General features: G+C 74.1%; 10 protein-coding genes and 1 tRNA gene. 8 read left to right on the top strand and 3 right to left on the bottom strand.

From position 1 onward, the window contains the following. Positions 1 to 59: 59 nt before the first annotated feature. The gene (locus AC2TEW_RS00910; RefSeq protein ID WP_484621320.1) at positions 60 to 1,421 is read right to left on the bottom strand and encodes a purine-cytosine permease family protein; all 1,362 of its coding nucleotides are present in this window, start codon (positions 1,419 to 1,421) and stop codon (positions 60 to 62) included. Between the two features lie 379 nt (positions 1,422 to 1,800). Between AC2TEW_RS00910 and AC2TEW_RS00905 the strand changes: the two genes are divergently transcribed. The 3 genes from AC2TEW_RS00905 to AC2TEW_RS00895 all read left to right on the top strand — a co-directional run bounded on the left by AC2TEW_RS00905 (position 1,801) and on the right by AC2TEW_RS00895 (position 4,570). Further along, a complete protein-coding gene (locus AC2TEW_RS00905; protein WP_484621319.1) occupies positions 1,801 to 3,468 on the top strand; it encodes a S1C family serine protease in 1,668 nt (555 codons plus the stop codon). Positions 3,469 to 3,556: 88 nt separating this feature from the next. After that, positions 3,557 to 3,644: transfer RNA gene (locus AC2TEW_RS00900), tRNA-Ser, on the top strand. A 320-nt stretch (positions 3,645 to 3,964) separates the two neighbouring features. Continuing rightward, positions 3,965 to 4,570 (top strand): histone deacetylase, encoded by a 606-nt coding sequence (locus tag AC2TEW_RS00895; protein WP_484621318.1) that lies wholly within the window; start codon positions 3,965 to 3,967, stop codon positions 4,568 to 4,570. A gap of 114 nt (positions 4,571 to 4,684) precedes the next feature. Here AC2TEW_RS00895 and AC2TEW_RS00890 read toward each other — a convergent pair whose 3' ends face one another. Then, a complete protein-coding gene (locus AC2TEW_RS00890) occupies positions 4,685 to 5,887 on the bottom strand; it encodes a L,D-transpeptidase (RefSeq protein ID WP_484621317.1) in 1,203 nt (400 codons plus the stop codon). 367 nt (positions 5,888 to 6,254) lie between these two features. Between AC2TEW_RS00890 and AC2TEW_RS00885 the strand changes: the two genes are divergently transcribed. Then, the gene (locus AC2TEW_RS00885) at positions 6,255 to 7,619 is read left to right on the top strand and encodes an FAD-binding oxidoreductase (protein ID WP_484621316.1); all 1,365 of its coding nucleotides are present in this window, start codon (positions 6,255 to 6,257) and stop codon (positions 7,617 to 7,619) included. Positions 7,620 to 8,061: 442 nt separating this feature from the next. Continuing rightward, positions 8,062 to 8,403 carry a hypothetical protein gene (locus AC2TEW_RS00880; RefSeq protein WP_033823700.1) on the top strand — a complete coding sequence of 114 codons (342 nt, stop codon included), beginning with the start codon at positions 8,062 to 8,064 and terminating at the stop codon, positions 8,401 to 8,403. 314 nt (positions 8,404 to 8,717) lie between these two features. On the opposite strand, the gene AC2TEW_RS00875 is transcribed toward AC2TEW_RS00880, so the two are convergent. Continuing rightward, on the bottom strand, positions 8,718 to 9,536 hold the full coding sequence (locus AC2TEW_RS00875) for an EamA family transporter (RefSeq protein ID WP_484621623.1): 819 nt from the start codon (positions 9,534 to 9,536) through the stop codon (positions 8,718 to 8,720). A 428-nt stretch (positions 9,537 to 9,964) separates the two neighbouring features. On the opposite strand from AC2TEW_RS00875, the gene AC2TEW_RS00870 reads away from it, so the two are divergent. From AC2TEW_RS00870 to AC2TEW_RS00860, 3 genes are all read left to right on the top strand, one after another. Further along, positions 9,965 to 10,987 (top strand): DUF1906 domain-containing protein, encoded by a 1,023-nt coding sequence (locus AC2TEW_RS00870; RefSeq protein WP_484621315.1) that lies wholly within the window; start codon positions 9,965 to 9,967, stop codon positions 10,985 to 10,987. 210 nt (positions 10,988 to 11,197) lie between these two features. Next, complete coding sequence (locus AC2TEW_RS00865; protein ID WP_484621314.1) at positions 11,198 to 12,859, top strand: long-chain fatty acid--CoA ligase; 1,662 nt, start codon at positions 11,198 to 11,200, stop codon at positions 12,857 to 12,859. Between the two features lie 86 nt (positions 12,860 to 12,945). Beyond that, a complete protein-coding gene (locus tag AC2TEW_RS00860) occupies positions 12,946 to 13,458 on the top strand; it encodes a DUF4396 domain-containing protein (protein ID WP_484621313.1) in 513 nt (170 codons plus the stop codon). The last annotated feature ends 23 nt before the right edge of the window (positions 13,459 to 13,481 follow it).

Raw genomic sequence — 13,481 nt, 5'->3', positions numbered from 1 at the left:
TGAACAGCTCCCCGGGACGGCGGCAGGGCCCGGCCGGCCAGGCCGCCGGCCCGTCCGGCTCAGGCCGTCCGGCGCACCAGCGTGGTCGCCCAGGTGGCGAGCGCCGCCGCCAGGAAGCCGAACAGCGAGGCCGAGGTCCACGCCTGCGGGGTGAAGCCCACCGCGGACTGCAGGTCGGTCCAGAAGGCGGTCCACCGGCCGGCGTTCTGGGTCGGCGCCAGGAACTGGTACACGGCGAAGCCCAGCACCCACGGCACCAGCATCAGCAGCCGGGAGGGCGCGTCCTGGTCCAGGTTCCAGCCGCGGCGCCCGGCCCCCAGGAAGTAGTCGACCGCCAGGACGGCGAACAGCGGCACGAACACCGAGCCGATCAGACCCAGGAAGGCGTAGTAGGAATTGGTGAACTCGGTGATCTGCAGGGCCAGCACCGTCACCAGCGCGCCGATCCCGCCGGTCAGCAGCCGGCGGTCGATCCGCGGCAGCAGGTTCTGCACCGACATCGCGGTCGAGTAGACGTTGGCGAACGACTGGTCGGTCTCCCGCACCACCAGCACCAGCAGGAACAGCCAGCCCGCCGTCACCCCGGTGAACGACTGGAAGATCAGGCTCGGGTCGCCCTGGGCCTGCAGCAGCGCGATCAGGCCCAGCACGTAGCACCACACCTGCGCGATCGAGTACCCCGAGAAGGTGCCCCAGAACGAGGCCGACGCGGTGCGCGAGTGCCGGGTGTAGTCGGCGGCCAGCGGAACGAACGAGATCGACACCGCGATGATGTAGTCCGTCGCGGTCAGGAAACCGGTCCAGTTGCCCGCCCCCGGGTCGGGGAAGCCCTGTCGGCCCAGCTGCACCGTCAGGTACACCATCGCCACGCCCACCGCGACGGCCACGTACTTGCGCAGCACCGCGATCGCGCCCAGCGGCCAGATCGTCAGCACCGTGGTGAGCGCACCGGCGAGCAGCACGAACAGCCAGCGCCAGCCCTGCGTGCCCGCCACCGCCTGGGCCCCGCCCGCGATGGTGATCAGCTCGAACACGCCCCAGCCGAGGCACTGCACGATGTTCAGCGCCGTCGGCAGGTACGACAGCCTGGTCCCGAACAGCCCGCGCAGCACGGCCATCGCGGGCGCCCCGGTCCGGGCGCCGATCAGCGCGGCCACGCCCAGCATCGCGGTACCGATCACCGTGCCGACCACGATCGCCGTCACCGACGCCGCGAACGACAGCTCGCTGCCGGCCGTCCCCAGCACCGTCGCGGCGCTGGAGAAGCCGATCAGGCTCACCCCGAGGTTGGCCCAGAGCGCGAACTGCGCCCGGAAGTCCAGCGTCCGCGGCGGCGCGGTGTCGAGCACCAGGGGGGCCTCGACGCGTTCCGCGACGGCGGTCGCGGAGTCGGAGGCAGGGGAAGGCGAAACAGCCGTCATGGCCGATACTCCCTACGCCGGCATTACCCGGACAGGTTCCGGCGGTCAGCGCTCCCTCGACCGGCCCCGCCGTGATACCCATGGCGTACGGTCGAACAGCGCACTCTCAGCCTGGTGGGTCCAAGCTCCCGCGTCGTTTCAGTTTGGAGCGCCAGGCTAACGGGCGCCGCCTCGAACGCCAAGGCCAGGGGGGACGCTGTCCGCATCGCGGAAGTTCCGACGGCCGGGCGCCCGGGGCAGCCACCGCGGCCCGAGGCCGTACCGCGGGACCGTCAGGACCACCTAAGCATTCTCATGACTTCTTCAGGGGGCTCCTTACGGCAACTGAATCGGCTATGCGAAAAACTATGGCCAAGTCCGTCAGCTATGGAGGTCGTCCGTGAGCACCGAACACGAGGGTGGGTCCACCGGGCCGCAGGAGGGTCAGTCCTCCGGCGTTCCAGAGGCGGGTGCTCCGACCACCGACCACACGTCGGCCGCCGCACCGCAGCCGGTCGCCGAATCCGCTCCCACGCTCGCGCTGTCCAAGCAGGCCGACCCGCAGGAGCCCGCCGCCCCCGCCGCCCCCGGCTACCTCGACGCGCCGCCGCCGGTGGCCCCCGCGGCCCCGGCCGCCCCGGCGTCCGGCTACCTCGACGCGCCGCCGCCGGCCGCCCCGCGCAACCCGTACGCGCCCCCGCTGCCCGGCGCCGCGGAGCACCACCCGGCCGAGCAGCAGCCGGCCACCCCCGACCAGGCCGCGTACGGCCAGGGCGCGCCCGTACCGGGCAACCCGGCGGCCGGCGAGCCCGGCCACCACCCGTTCGGCGCCGGGCACCCGCTCGGCGGCTGGGGCACCCCGCCCGGCGGCACCGGCGGCCCGGGCGTGCCCGGCTACCCGTCCGAGTGGGGCGGCGCCGGTACGCCGCCCGGCCCCCGCAGGAAGCGCGGCTCGCTGATCGCCCTGGTCGCCGCGGCCGCCCTGGTGGCGGGCCTGGCCGGCGGCGCGATCGGTGCCTCGCTGACCGACGGCGGCAGCAACGGCAGCACCGGGTCCAGCAGCCACAGCAGCACCACCGTGACGGTCGGCGACAACAAGAAGGCCCTCGACCGGGCCCCCGACTCGGTGGCCGGCATCGCCGCCGCGGCCCTGCCCAGCACCGTCACCATCAAGGCCCAGGGCTCCAGCGAGTCCGGCACCGGCACCGGTTTCGTCTTCGACACCGAGGGCCACATCCTCACCAACAACCACGTGGTCGCCCCCGCGGCGAGCGGGGGCAAGCTGACGGTGAAGTTCTCCGACGGCTCCTCCTACCCGGCGTCCGTGGTCGGCCGCGCCCAGGGCTACGACGTGGCCGTGGTCAAGCTCGACAACCCGCCGAAGGACAAGCTCGTCCCGCTGCCGATCGGCGACTCCGACAAGACCGCGATCGGCGACGCCACCATCGCGATCGGCGCCCCGTACGGGCTCGAGGGCACCGTCACCACCGGCATCATCAGCGCCAAGGACCGTCCGGTCGCCTCCGGCGACGACATGGGCTCCCAGTCCTCGTACATGAACGCGCTGCAGACCGACGCCTCGATCAACCCGGGCAACTCCGGCGGCCCGCTGCTGAACGCCTCCGGGCAGGTCATCGGCATCAACTCGGCGATCCAGTCCAACACCGGCGGCTCCACCGGCCGGGCCGGCTCGATCGGCCTCGGCTTCGCGATCCCGATCAACCAGGCCAAGTGGGTCGCCGAGACCCTGATCAAGGACGGCACGCCGGTCTACGCGATCCTCGGCGTGCTGCGCAACGACGACTACAAGGGCGACGGCGCGCAGATCCCCAGCGCGGACGTCCGCGGCACCCCGGCCGTCACCCCCGGCGGCCCCGCCGACCAGGCCGGCCTCAAGCCGGGCGACGTGATCACCAAGCTCGGCGGCATCGCCATCGACAGCGGCCCCACCCTGGTCAGCGAGATCTGGACGCACAAGCCGGGCGAGAAGGTCGAGGTCGAGTACACCCGCGACGGCAAGACCGCCAAGACCACCATCACCCTCGGCGAGCGCAAGGGCGACAACTGACCCGGCACCACTGACCCGGCACCACTGACCCGGCACCGGAAACGGTGTGCACCGAACCCCGCCGGACCCGTTAGGCTGGCCTCCGCCTGGAGAGCTGCCCGAGCGGCCTAAGGGAACAGTCTTGAAAACTGTCGTGCGGTGACCCCGTACCGTGGGTTCGAATCCCACGCTCTCCGCCGCACAACGGCCCCTGACCGGACGTAACGGTCAGGGGCCGTTGCCGTGCCCGGCACCGTTCCGGGACGTCCGGCCGCGGCGGGCTCCGCCGGGTGGGTGGCCGTGGGCCGACCCGCCGGTCCGTGGGGTGCGCGGACGCCGCCCGCGGCCGACAATCGTGCGCCCGGGCCTGCCGCGGCCGACACGGAGCCGGGCCACCGGCGAGGCGGAGGGGACGGGCGGGCCGATGACTGCGACGGGCGGGGTACGGCGCCCGGGGCCGCGGCCCCGGCCGGGCGCGGCCACCGGGCAGGTCTGGTACGCCGCGTATGCGTCGAACATGTCCCTCGACCGGTTGACCTGCTACCTCGCCGGCGGCCGGCTGCCCGGCGGCGACCGTGACCATCCCGGCTGCCGGGACCGCCGCCCGCCCGCCGCGGACGTCCCGCTGCTGCTGCCGGGACGGCTGCACTTCGCGCTGGAGTCGTCCGTCTGGGGCGGCGGGATGGGCTTCTACGATCCCGCCGACGGCGAGGGCGAGATGCCCGCCCGCGGCTACCTCCTGACGACCGGCCAGTTCCTCGACGTGCTGGCCCAGGAGCGGCGCCGCACCCCCGGCGACGGGCCGGACCCGGACCTGCGGGCGGTACTGGCCGACGGGCGGGCCCGGTTGGGCCCCGGCCGGTACGAAACGGTGCTCTGCGTGGGCGGGTTGGCGGGCCGGCCGGTGCTGACGTTCACCGCCCCGTGGCGCCGCGCCGAGGCCCGGCTGAACGCGCCGACCGCCGCCTACCTGCGGGTCCTGGCCGCCGGGCTGCGCGAGGCGCACGGGTGGGACACGGCCCGGTCAGCGGCCTATCTGAGCAGCAGACCGGGCGCGGCCGGGGCCTGGAGCGCGGACGGCGTCGCCCGGGCGCTCACGGCACCCCGCCCGCTCGGCGAGTGACCGGGCCGCCCGACCGGCGAACGGCGTGCCGGATCGGCTGCGACCGGCGAACGGCCCGCCGGACCGGCTACCACCGAACCGGCCGCCCGACCGGCGAACGGCCCGCCGGACCGGCTACCACTGCGCCCAGTCGACGTTCCAGCCGCTCAGGCCGTTGTCCGGGGCGAGCGCCTCCTTCTTGATCGAGCCGCGCACCTTCACCACGTCGCCGATGATCGAGTCCGCGTAGAACTTGCCCGCGGTGGAGTTCGGGTCGCCCGCCGCGGTGTCGACCAGGCCGATGCAGCCGTGGCTGATATTGCGGCGGCCGACGGCCGGCCCGGCACTCGGGTTGCCGTGCACGTAGGTGCCGGTGGCGGTGAGGCGCATCGAGTGCGGGTCGTCGGCGGTGTACGGCGCGCCCTTGAGGCCGGGAACGCCCTCGGAGGTCATGTGCTCCATCAGGTGCTTCTCGGAGATCACCATGGTCCCGTTCCAGGACGGGTTGTCGTCGGCGCCCGCGGTGATCGGGATGTCCTGGTCCGGTGCGCCGTCCTTCTTGACCACCATCCGGTGGGCGGCGGCGTCCACCTCGCTGATCTTCGAGCGGCCGACGGTGAACTGCTCGTCCCGGTCGGTGGCGCCGTACACGCCCGGCGAGAGCTCGACGTTCTTGGTCCGGAAGTGCACCTTCACGGTGGTGCCGGGCTTCCAGAAGGTCTCCGGGCGCAGGTCCAGCCGGTTGCCGGGGAACCAGTGGCCCTTGACCACCGTGCCGTCGGAGGCCTCGACCGTGACGGCCTTGGCGGCGGCGGCCTTGTCCTTCACCTCGCCCTTGAACTGCACCGAGATGATCATGCCGACGCCGAAGGTGTCCCCGGTGACCACGTTGTCGTCGGCGCCGATCGTCCGCTTGGGCGTCAGCGTGGTGAAGGAGCTGGTCGCGGTGGTGGTCAGACCGCCCGCGTCGGCGGCCTCGGCGCTCACCCGGTACGCCGTCCCGACGGCCAGCCCGTTCGCGGGCACCCAGCCGAGCCCGTCGGCGGCGAGGGTGCCGTCGACCGGGGTGCCGGCGGCGTCGGTGACGGTGACCTTGGTCAGCTTCCCGCCCGCCACCGAGACCTTGAGTGCCCCCGGGGCCACGTCGGCGGCGCCGTCCTTCGGCTCGATCGCGACCACCGCGGCCGAGGTCCTGGCGACCGGCGCGGCCGAGGCCGCGCCGCCCGCACCGAGTGCCGCCGCGGCGTTGCCGGCCCCGCCCTTGCCGCCGCAGCCGGTCATCAGCAGCGCCCCGCTCAGCATCGCCGCCGCCACCGCAGCCGCCGTCCGCCTGGTCATGCTTCCCCCTGTGTGTCCGTCCGACCGGGGCCCGCCCGCAGGCGGGCCGACCCGGTCGCTCGCGCTCCCGTACCCGTGGGCACCACCGGCCCCGCACCCATGCACGTCGTGGGAGGCCCTGAGGGTGCGCCCGGCCGGTCGCTGTTGCCGAACGGTTACGCGGGGTGCCTGATTCCCGGACACCCGCGGCGGGGACGGCCTTGCCCCCGCCCCCGGACGGGGGCAGAGTGCGGGGCGGGAGCAGCGAACGGCGCGGCCGGACGGGCAGCCGGACCGGACGTCGGACGGGATGCCGGGCCGGGCGGTCGGACCGGACCACCGGGCGCTGCGGCCGGACCGGGCAGGGACGCGAGAGGTGGAGGCCGCCGTGGGTGATCTGGTCGACCGGCTGATGCAGGGCCTGCCGCCGGAGGCGGTCGCGGTGGACCCGGACGTGGCCTCCGCCTACGCCCGCGACATGGCGGGGTTCTGCGCCGCCGGGGTCCCGGCGGTGGTGGTGTTCCCGCAGACCGTCGAGCAGGTGCAGCACGTGCTCCGGACGGCGACCGAACTGCGGGTCCCGGTGGTGCCGCAGGGCGCCCGCACCGGGCTGTCCGGCGGCGCCAACGCGGTGGACGGCTGCATCGTCCTCTCCCTGGTCAAGATGGACCGGATCCTGGAGATCGACCCCGTCAACCGGCTCGCCGTGGTCGAACCCGGGGTGGTGAACGCCGTGCTGTCCCGGGCCGCCGGCGAGTACGGGCTGGCCTACCCGCCGGACCCGTCCAGCTGGGAGTCCTGCACCATCGGCGGCAACATCGCCACCGGCGCGGGCGGCCTGTGCTGCGTGAAGTACGGCGTGACCGGCGAGTACGTCCTCGGGCTGGACGTGGTGCTGGCGGACGGCCGGTTGCTGAGCACCGGCCGCCGGACCGCGAAGGGGGTCGCCGGCTACGACCTGACCCGGCTGCTGGTCGGGTCCGAGGGGACGCTCGGGGTGGTGGTCCGCGCGGTGCTGGCGCTGCGCCCGGAGCCGGCGCCGCCGCTGGTGCTGGCCGCCGAGTTCGGCAGTACGGACGCGGCCTGCGCGGCGGTCTGCGAGGTGATGGTCCGCGGGTTCACGCCGTCGCTGATGGAGCTGATGGATGCGACCACCGTCCGGGCGGTCAACGAGATGGCGGCGATGGGGCTGCCGGGGACCACCAAGGCGCTGCTGCTGGTGGCCTTCGACGGCCCGGGGCAGGCGGCCGAACTGGCCGCGGTGGCCGAGCTCTGCCGGGCCGCGGGGGCCACCGAGGTGGTGCCGGCCGAGGACCGGGCGGAGTCGGAACTCCTGCTGCAGGCCCGGAGGCTGGCGCTGCCCGCGCTGGACCGGCTGGGGACCACGATGATCGACGACGTGGCCGTGCCGCGCTCGCAGCTGGCACGGATGCTGGCCGGGGTCGCGGAGATCGCCGAGCGGAGCGAACTGACCATCGGCGTGGTCTCGCACGCGGGCGACGGCAACACCCACCCGGTGGTGGTCTTCGACGCCTCGGACGACCAGGAGACGGCCCGGGCGGAGCGCTCGTTCGAGGAGATCATGGCTCTCGGCCTGGAACTCGGCGGCACGGTCACCGGCGAGCACGGCATCGGCCTGCTGAAGCGGGAGTGGCTGGCCCGGGAGCTGGGGCCGGTCGGCCTGGAGGTGCAGCGGCAGATCAGGTCGGTCTTCGACCCGCTGGGAATCCTGAATCCGGGTAAGACTCTCTGACGGTCATTCAAATGACCATCCTGCCTTATTCTTCGGGTGCGTCCGGAGTGGCCGAAAAGGGCTGGAGAAATGGCCTGGGTCGGCCGATCCGACCGAATCGGGGGCGTGCGGGCCGAATCTGCGCCCGGGGTGGTGCGATCGGTGTGCGACCGACCGCCTTCGCGCCTGCTGGACGGTGCCCGCACGGCCCGGCCGATCGGGCTAAATGCCAAGCCAGGGGCGGTGTGTCTGCCGACGAACGGCATTTTCCCGGTCTATGCGAGTGCGGCCCGATGTCACGCTAACGGGCGAAAAGGCCTGCCGGTGCTGGTGCTTTGTCGATTTGTTGCGGAAGGCTGTCTCTCGGCGTCGCAGCCCGCAGGTGTTCGTCTGGCCGCGAACTCCCGCACTTATCAACACAATTGCCGCTCCAGTGCGGGGCGGCGGGTTCTTGGAGGACTTCATGGCGCGCTCCCGTATCCGCACCACCCGGCTGGCCGGGCTGCTGGTCGCCGCTCCGCTCGCGGCGGGCCTGCTCCTGGCCGGCGGGGCCGGTACGGCCGTCGCCGACAACGGCGCACTGGCCGGCGACGGTTCCAACAGCAGCGTGGTGTCCAACTTCGGCAGCGGGAACATCTTCGGCTCGGTCGACGGCAACTACAACGCCACCCAGCAGACCGCCACCGGTGCGGGTGCCTCGAACCAGAACAGCAATGTCGGGGTGAAGGACAACACCGGGTTCGTCTTCACCGACCAGTCCAACAAGAACATCCACTTCGTCTTCGCCCCGGTCTTCGGCGGCTGACACCACCACCGGACCGCACCCACACCCCACACCAACATCCACATCCACATCCACGGACACCGGTGGGACCACTGACGGCGGGGGCGCCGGCAGCGGACGACGACGGTGACCGGCCGGGCGGGGTGGGCGGGCGGGCCGGATCGACGACACCCGGAAGCGGAAAGGGTCACCGCACTCCGGCCAGGACGGGCGGCACCGGACCGGTGCCGCCCGTCGGCGTTCCTCGCCGCGTTCCCCGCGGCGACCGCCGCGGTCGCCGCGGGCCGCCGCAGCGCCTCGCCACCGGCCAGCGGCCGGCCGCCGCGGCGCGCCGGCTACCGCCGCGCGGTCAGGGTCGCCCCCACGCTCGCCGCCACCACGCAGCCGATCCCCGCGGCCTGCACCCACCCCAGCAGCTGGTGCAGCACCACCAGCCCGACCAGCGCGCTCACCGCCGGGTCCAGGCTGACGATCACGCTGAACACCCGCTGCGGCATCCGCCGCAGAGCGGTCATCTCCAGCGCGTACGGGATCACCGGGAACAGCATCGCCACCCCGGCGACCGCGAGCAGCAGCAGGGCGGGCGCCGACGCGGACGCGAGCCCGTGCCAGGCGTCGGCCGCGCCGAACGGCGCCAGCACCAGCGCACTGATGCCGAACGAGACCGCCAGCCCCTCGAAGCCCTTGAACGCGGCCCCCACCTTGTCGGTGAACAGGATGTACCCGGCGTAGCAGGCCGCCGCCCCGAACGCGCAGGCCAGACCGGCCGGGTCCAGCCGGGCGCCGCCCGAGCCCTCGCCCAGCAGGGTGAGCAGCACCACGCCGCCGCCCGCCAGCAGGGCCCAGAGCAGGTGCGACAGGCGCCGGGCGAGCGCCAGCGCGACCGCGAGCGGCCCGAGGAACTCGATGGTGGAGGCGGTCCCCATCGGCAGCCGGTCCACCGCCCCGGCGAACAGCAGGGTCATCCCGGCCGAGGCGACCCCGAGCAGCACGGCGAGCCCCAGGTCACGGCGGCTGCGCCCGCGCAGCCGCGGACGGGTGACGGCCAGCAGCAGCCCCGCCGCGACGACGAGCCGCAGGAAGGTCGCCCCGCCGACCCCGAGCACGCCGAACAGCGGTTTGGAGGCGGCGATGCCGAGCTGCACGGCGAACATGGCCGTCACGCACAGAAGCGGCGCCGGGATGCTTCCCAGGCGCCGCTTCGGTCCGGTGGTCCGGGGGCCGGCCGTGGGCCGGCCGCTCCCGGCCGTGCTGCCGGGTGGTGGATCCGTGGTGACCGAGGGCGCCGCCCCGCGTCGTCGCCAACCACCACGCTCGCCGGCCGGCTCGCCCTTGGGGGAGGGCGGCATGGCAAGGGCGCCGACGGGGACTCCGTCGGCCGGGGTCGGGGCCGGTCGGGCCGGCACCGTGGTGGTCGGCTCGCAGGGGTTGGCAGTGGGCATGGGAACGAGTGTGACGTAAGGGGTCCAAATGCTCCAAACTCATTACCGACATCTGAGACAACGCCGCCGACCAGGTGAAACGGTCCGGCCGGACCGCGCGCCGCCCCGAAGGTGTGATGGTGGATCAGTAGCACTGGAGGGTGCGCTACTTAGGTCCGGCCGCCCTCACCGCAGCCTCCCTGGTCCTGCTCCTCGCCACGGACGGCGCCCTCCTGAACCCCGCCACCGCACTGCGCCCCGCCGCCACCGACACCGCCGGCAGCGCCGCCACCGACAGCGCCGCCAGGGACACCGCCGCCGCGGGTGCGGCCGCAGCCGGCGGCCCGGCCGGGGCCGAACTGGCCGCCGCCGTCGCCCCCGCCGCCCCCGCCCCGGCCGGCCCGGTGGCCCCCGCCCCGCCGCCCCCGCCGCGCACCGTCCTGCCCGACCCGAAGGGCCGCCGGGAGGCCCTCCCCAAGGCGCTCTACTCCGGCCCCGGCTTCGACGCCTGCGCCGCCCCGCCGCTGGAGACCATGCAGGCCTGGTGGAACTCCTCCCCGTACGGCGCCCTCGGCATCTACAGCAGCGGCGACCAGCGCGCCTGCCCCCAGCCCCGGCTGACCGCCGACTGGGTCCGCCGGGTCCGCGCGATGGGCTGGAGGCTGCTGCCGGTCCACGTGGGCCCGCAGGCGCCGTGCCGCACGGCCGGCAGTCCGCGGCGGATCGACCCGGCCAGGGCCGTCCAGCAGGGCCGCGACGAGGCGGCGACCGCGGTGCGCGCGCTGAAGGCGCTCGGTCTGGCCGCCGGCACCCCGGTCTACCTGGACATCGAGTCGTACCCGCGGGGGGACGCGGCCTGCAGCCGGGCCGTCGTCGAGTTCGCGATGGGCTGGACCCAGGCGCTGCACGCCTCCGGCCACCACGCCGGCTTCTACTCCAGCACCGACTCCGGCATCGCCGACCTGGCGGCCGCGGCCCGGGTCGGCAGCTCGCCGCTGCCCGACGCCGTCTGGTTCGCCCGCTGGAACGACCGGGCCGACACCGCCGACACCGGCGGCACCCTCGACGGCCTGTGGGCCGACCGCCGACGGGTCCATCAGTACCGCGGCAACGTCCAGGAGACCTACGGCGGCGCCACCCTCACCATCGACCGCGACCGGCTGGCCACCCTGGTCGCCCGCTGACCCGGGTCCGCCCCGGCGTCCACCCGGCGCGCCGTCCGCGCCCGTTGCGCGCCCGCCGCGCCGCGCCCGGCCCGGTGAGCCTCAGGTCTCATCCCGGTTGCGAAGGCTGACACCGGGGCACCGGGGCCGACAGAATCGGGCGACGCGTCCTGCGCTACCAGTCAGTAGCCGCGGGCGCCGCGCCCAGCCGCCGCCGGTCAAGGAGGACCCGTGTACAGCACGATGCAGGACGTCCCGCTCACCGTTGCCCGAATCCTGACGCACGGCTCCACCGTCCACGGCCGCTCCACCGTCACCACCTGGAACGGTGCCGAGCCGGCCACCCGCACCTTCGCGGAGGTCGGTGCACGGGCCGCCCAGCTCGCCCACGCGCTGCGGGACGAGCTCGGGGTCACCGAGGAGAGCATCGTCGGCACGCTGATGTGGAACAACGCGGAACACCTGGAGGTCTACCTCGCGGTGCCCTCCATGGGCGCCGTGCTGCACACCCTCAACCTGCGCCTGCCCGCCAACCAGCTGGCGTACATCGTCAACCACGCCGCCGACGGCGCGATCATCGTGGACGGCAGCCTGCTCCCGCTGCTGGCCGGCGTCCTGCCGCAGCTCAACGCCACCCTGCGGCACATCGTGGTCAACGGCGAGGGCGACCGCTCGCTGCTCGACGGCTTCGCGGGCACCGTGCACGGCTACGAGGACCTGATCGCCGACCGGCCGCTCGAGTACCCCTGGCGGACCGACCTGGACGAGCGCCGGGCCGCCGCGCTCTGCTACACCTCCGGCACCACCGGGGACCCCAAGGGCGTGGTCTACAGCCACCGCTCGGTCTACCTGCACTGCCTCCAGGTCAACGCGGCGGACAGCTTCGGCCTGACCTCCCGCGACCTGGCGCTGCCGGTCGTCCCGATGTTCCACGTCAACGCCTGGGGCCTGCCGCACGCCGCCTTCATGTCCGGCGCGAGCCTGCTGATGCCCGACCGTCACCTGCAGCCCAAGCCGCTCGCCGAGATGATCGACCGCTTCCGGCCGACCGTCAGCGCCGCCGTCCCGACCATCTGGAACGGCCTGCTGGACGAGCTCGACGCCGGCAGCTACGACACCTCCTCGATCCGGATGGTGGTGATCGGCGGCTCGGCCTGCCCGCCCGCGCTGATGAAGGGCTTCCAGGAGCGCCACGGCATCCAGGTGGTGCACGCCTGGGGCATGACCGAGACCTCCCCGCTGGGCACCTTCGCCCTCCCGCCCGGCGGCCTGACCCCGGAGCAGGAGTGGCCGTACCGGGTCACCCAGGGGCTCTTCCCGGCCTCCGTCGAGGCGCGGCTGGTCGGCCCCGCCGGCGAGCGGATGCCGCACGACGGCGAGGCCCAGGGCGAACTGGAGGTCCGCGGCCCGTGGATCGCCGGCGCGTACTTCGCGGGCGCCGGGCAGGACCCGGAGCGGCCCGCGGACAAGTTCAGCGAGGACGGCTGGCTGCGCACCGGCGACGTCGGCACCATCACCCCCGACGGCTACCTGACGCTCACCGACCGTGCCAAGGACGTGATCAAGTCCGGCGGTGAGTGGATCTCCTCGGTCGAGCTGGAGAACCACCTGATGGCTCACCCGGAGGTGGCCGAGGCCGCCGTGGTGGCGGTGCCCGACGAGAAGTGGGGCGAGCGCCCGCTGGCCACCGTCGTGCTGCGGGCCGGCGCGACCGTGGGGCTGCCCGAGCTCCGCGAGTTCCTGGCCGGCCGGATCGCCTCCTGGCAGCTGCCCGAGCGCTGGGCGCTGGTGCCCGCGGTGCCGAAGACCAGCGTCGGCAAGTTCGACAAGAAGGTGATCCGGGCGGAGTACGCGGACGACCGCCTGGAGGTCACCGTGCTCGGCAAGGCGTGACCGACCGCCGGACACCCCTCGGGAATACCCCCGGGGGGTATCCGGTTGTCATCGGTGGAACCGCTGCCAGAGCAGGAGGACCCACCATGGACCACCAGCCCCAGCACCATCCCCACCAGCACCAGCACCAGCAGCGGCACGCGCACCCTGCCGCCCGGCCCCGCCGCACCGGCTGGGCCGACGCCGCCCGCGCCACCCTGCACTGCCTCACCGGCTGCGCCGTCGGCGAGGTGCTGGGCCTGGTCATCGGCACCGCCCTCGGCCTGCACACCGGCGCCACCATCGCCCTGTCGATCGCGCTCGCCTTCGCCTTCGGCTACGCGCTGACCATGCGCGGCGTGCTGCGGGCCGGCCTCGACCCGATCCGCGCGTTCAAGGTCGCCCTGGCGGCCGACACCGTCTCCATCCTGGTGATGGAACTGATCGACAACACCGCCATGCTGGCCGTCCCGGGCGCGATGGACGCCGGGCTCGGCGACGCCCTGTTCTGGACCTCGCTGGCCGGCTCGCTGTCCCTGGCCTTCACGCTCACCGTCCCGGTGAACCGCCTGCTGATCAGCCGGGGCCGCGGCCACGCGGCCGCCCACGCCCACCACTGACGCCGCCGCCCGCCACGGCGAGG

Source organism: Kitasatospora sp. NEAU-CNBT7, from assembly GCF_057220535.1.
The sequence above is the reverse complement of the archived record's forward strand: the minus strand, read 5'-3'. Positions and strand labels throughout refer to the sequence as shown.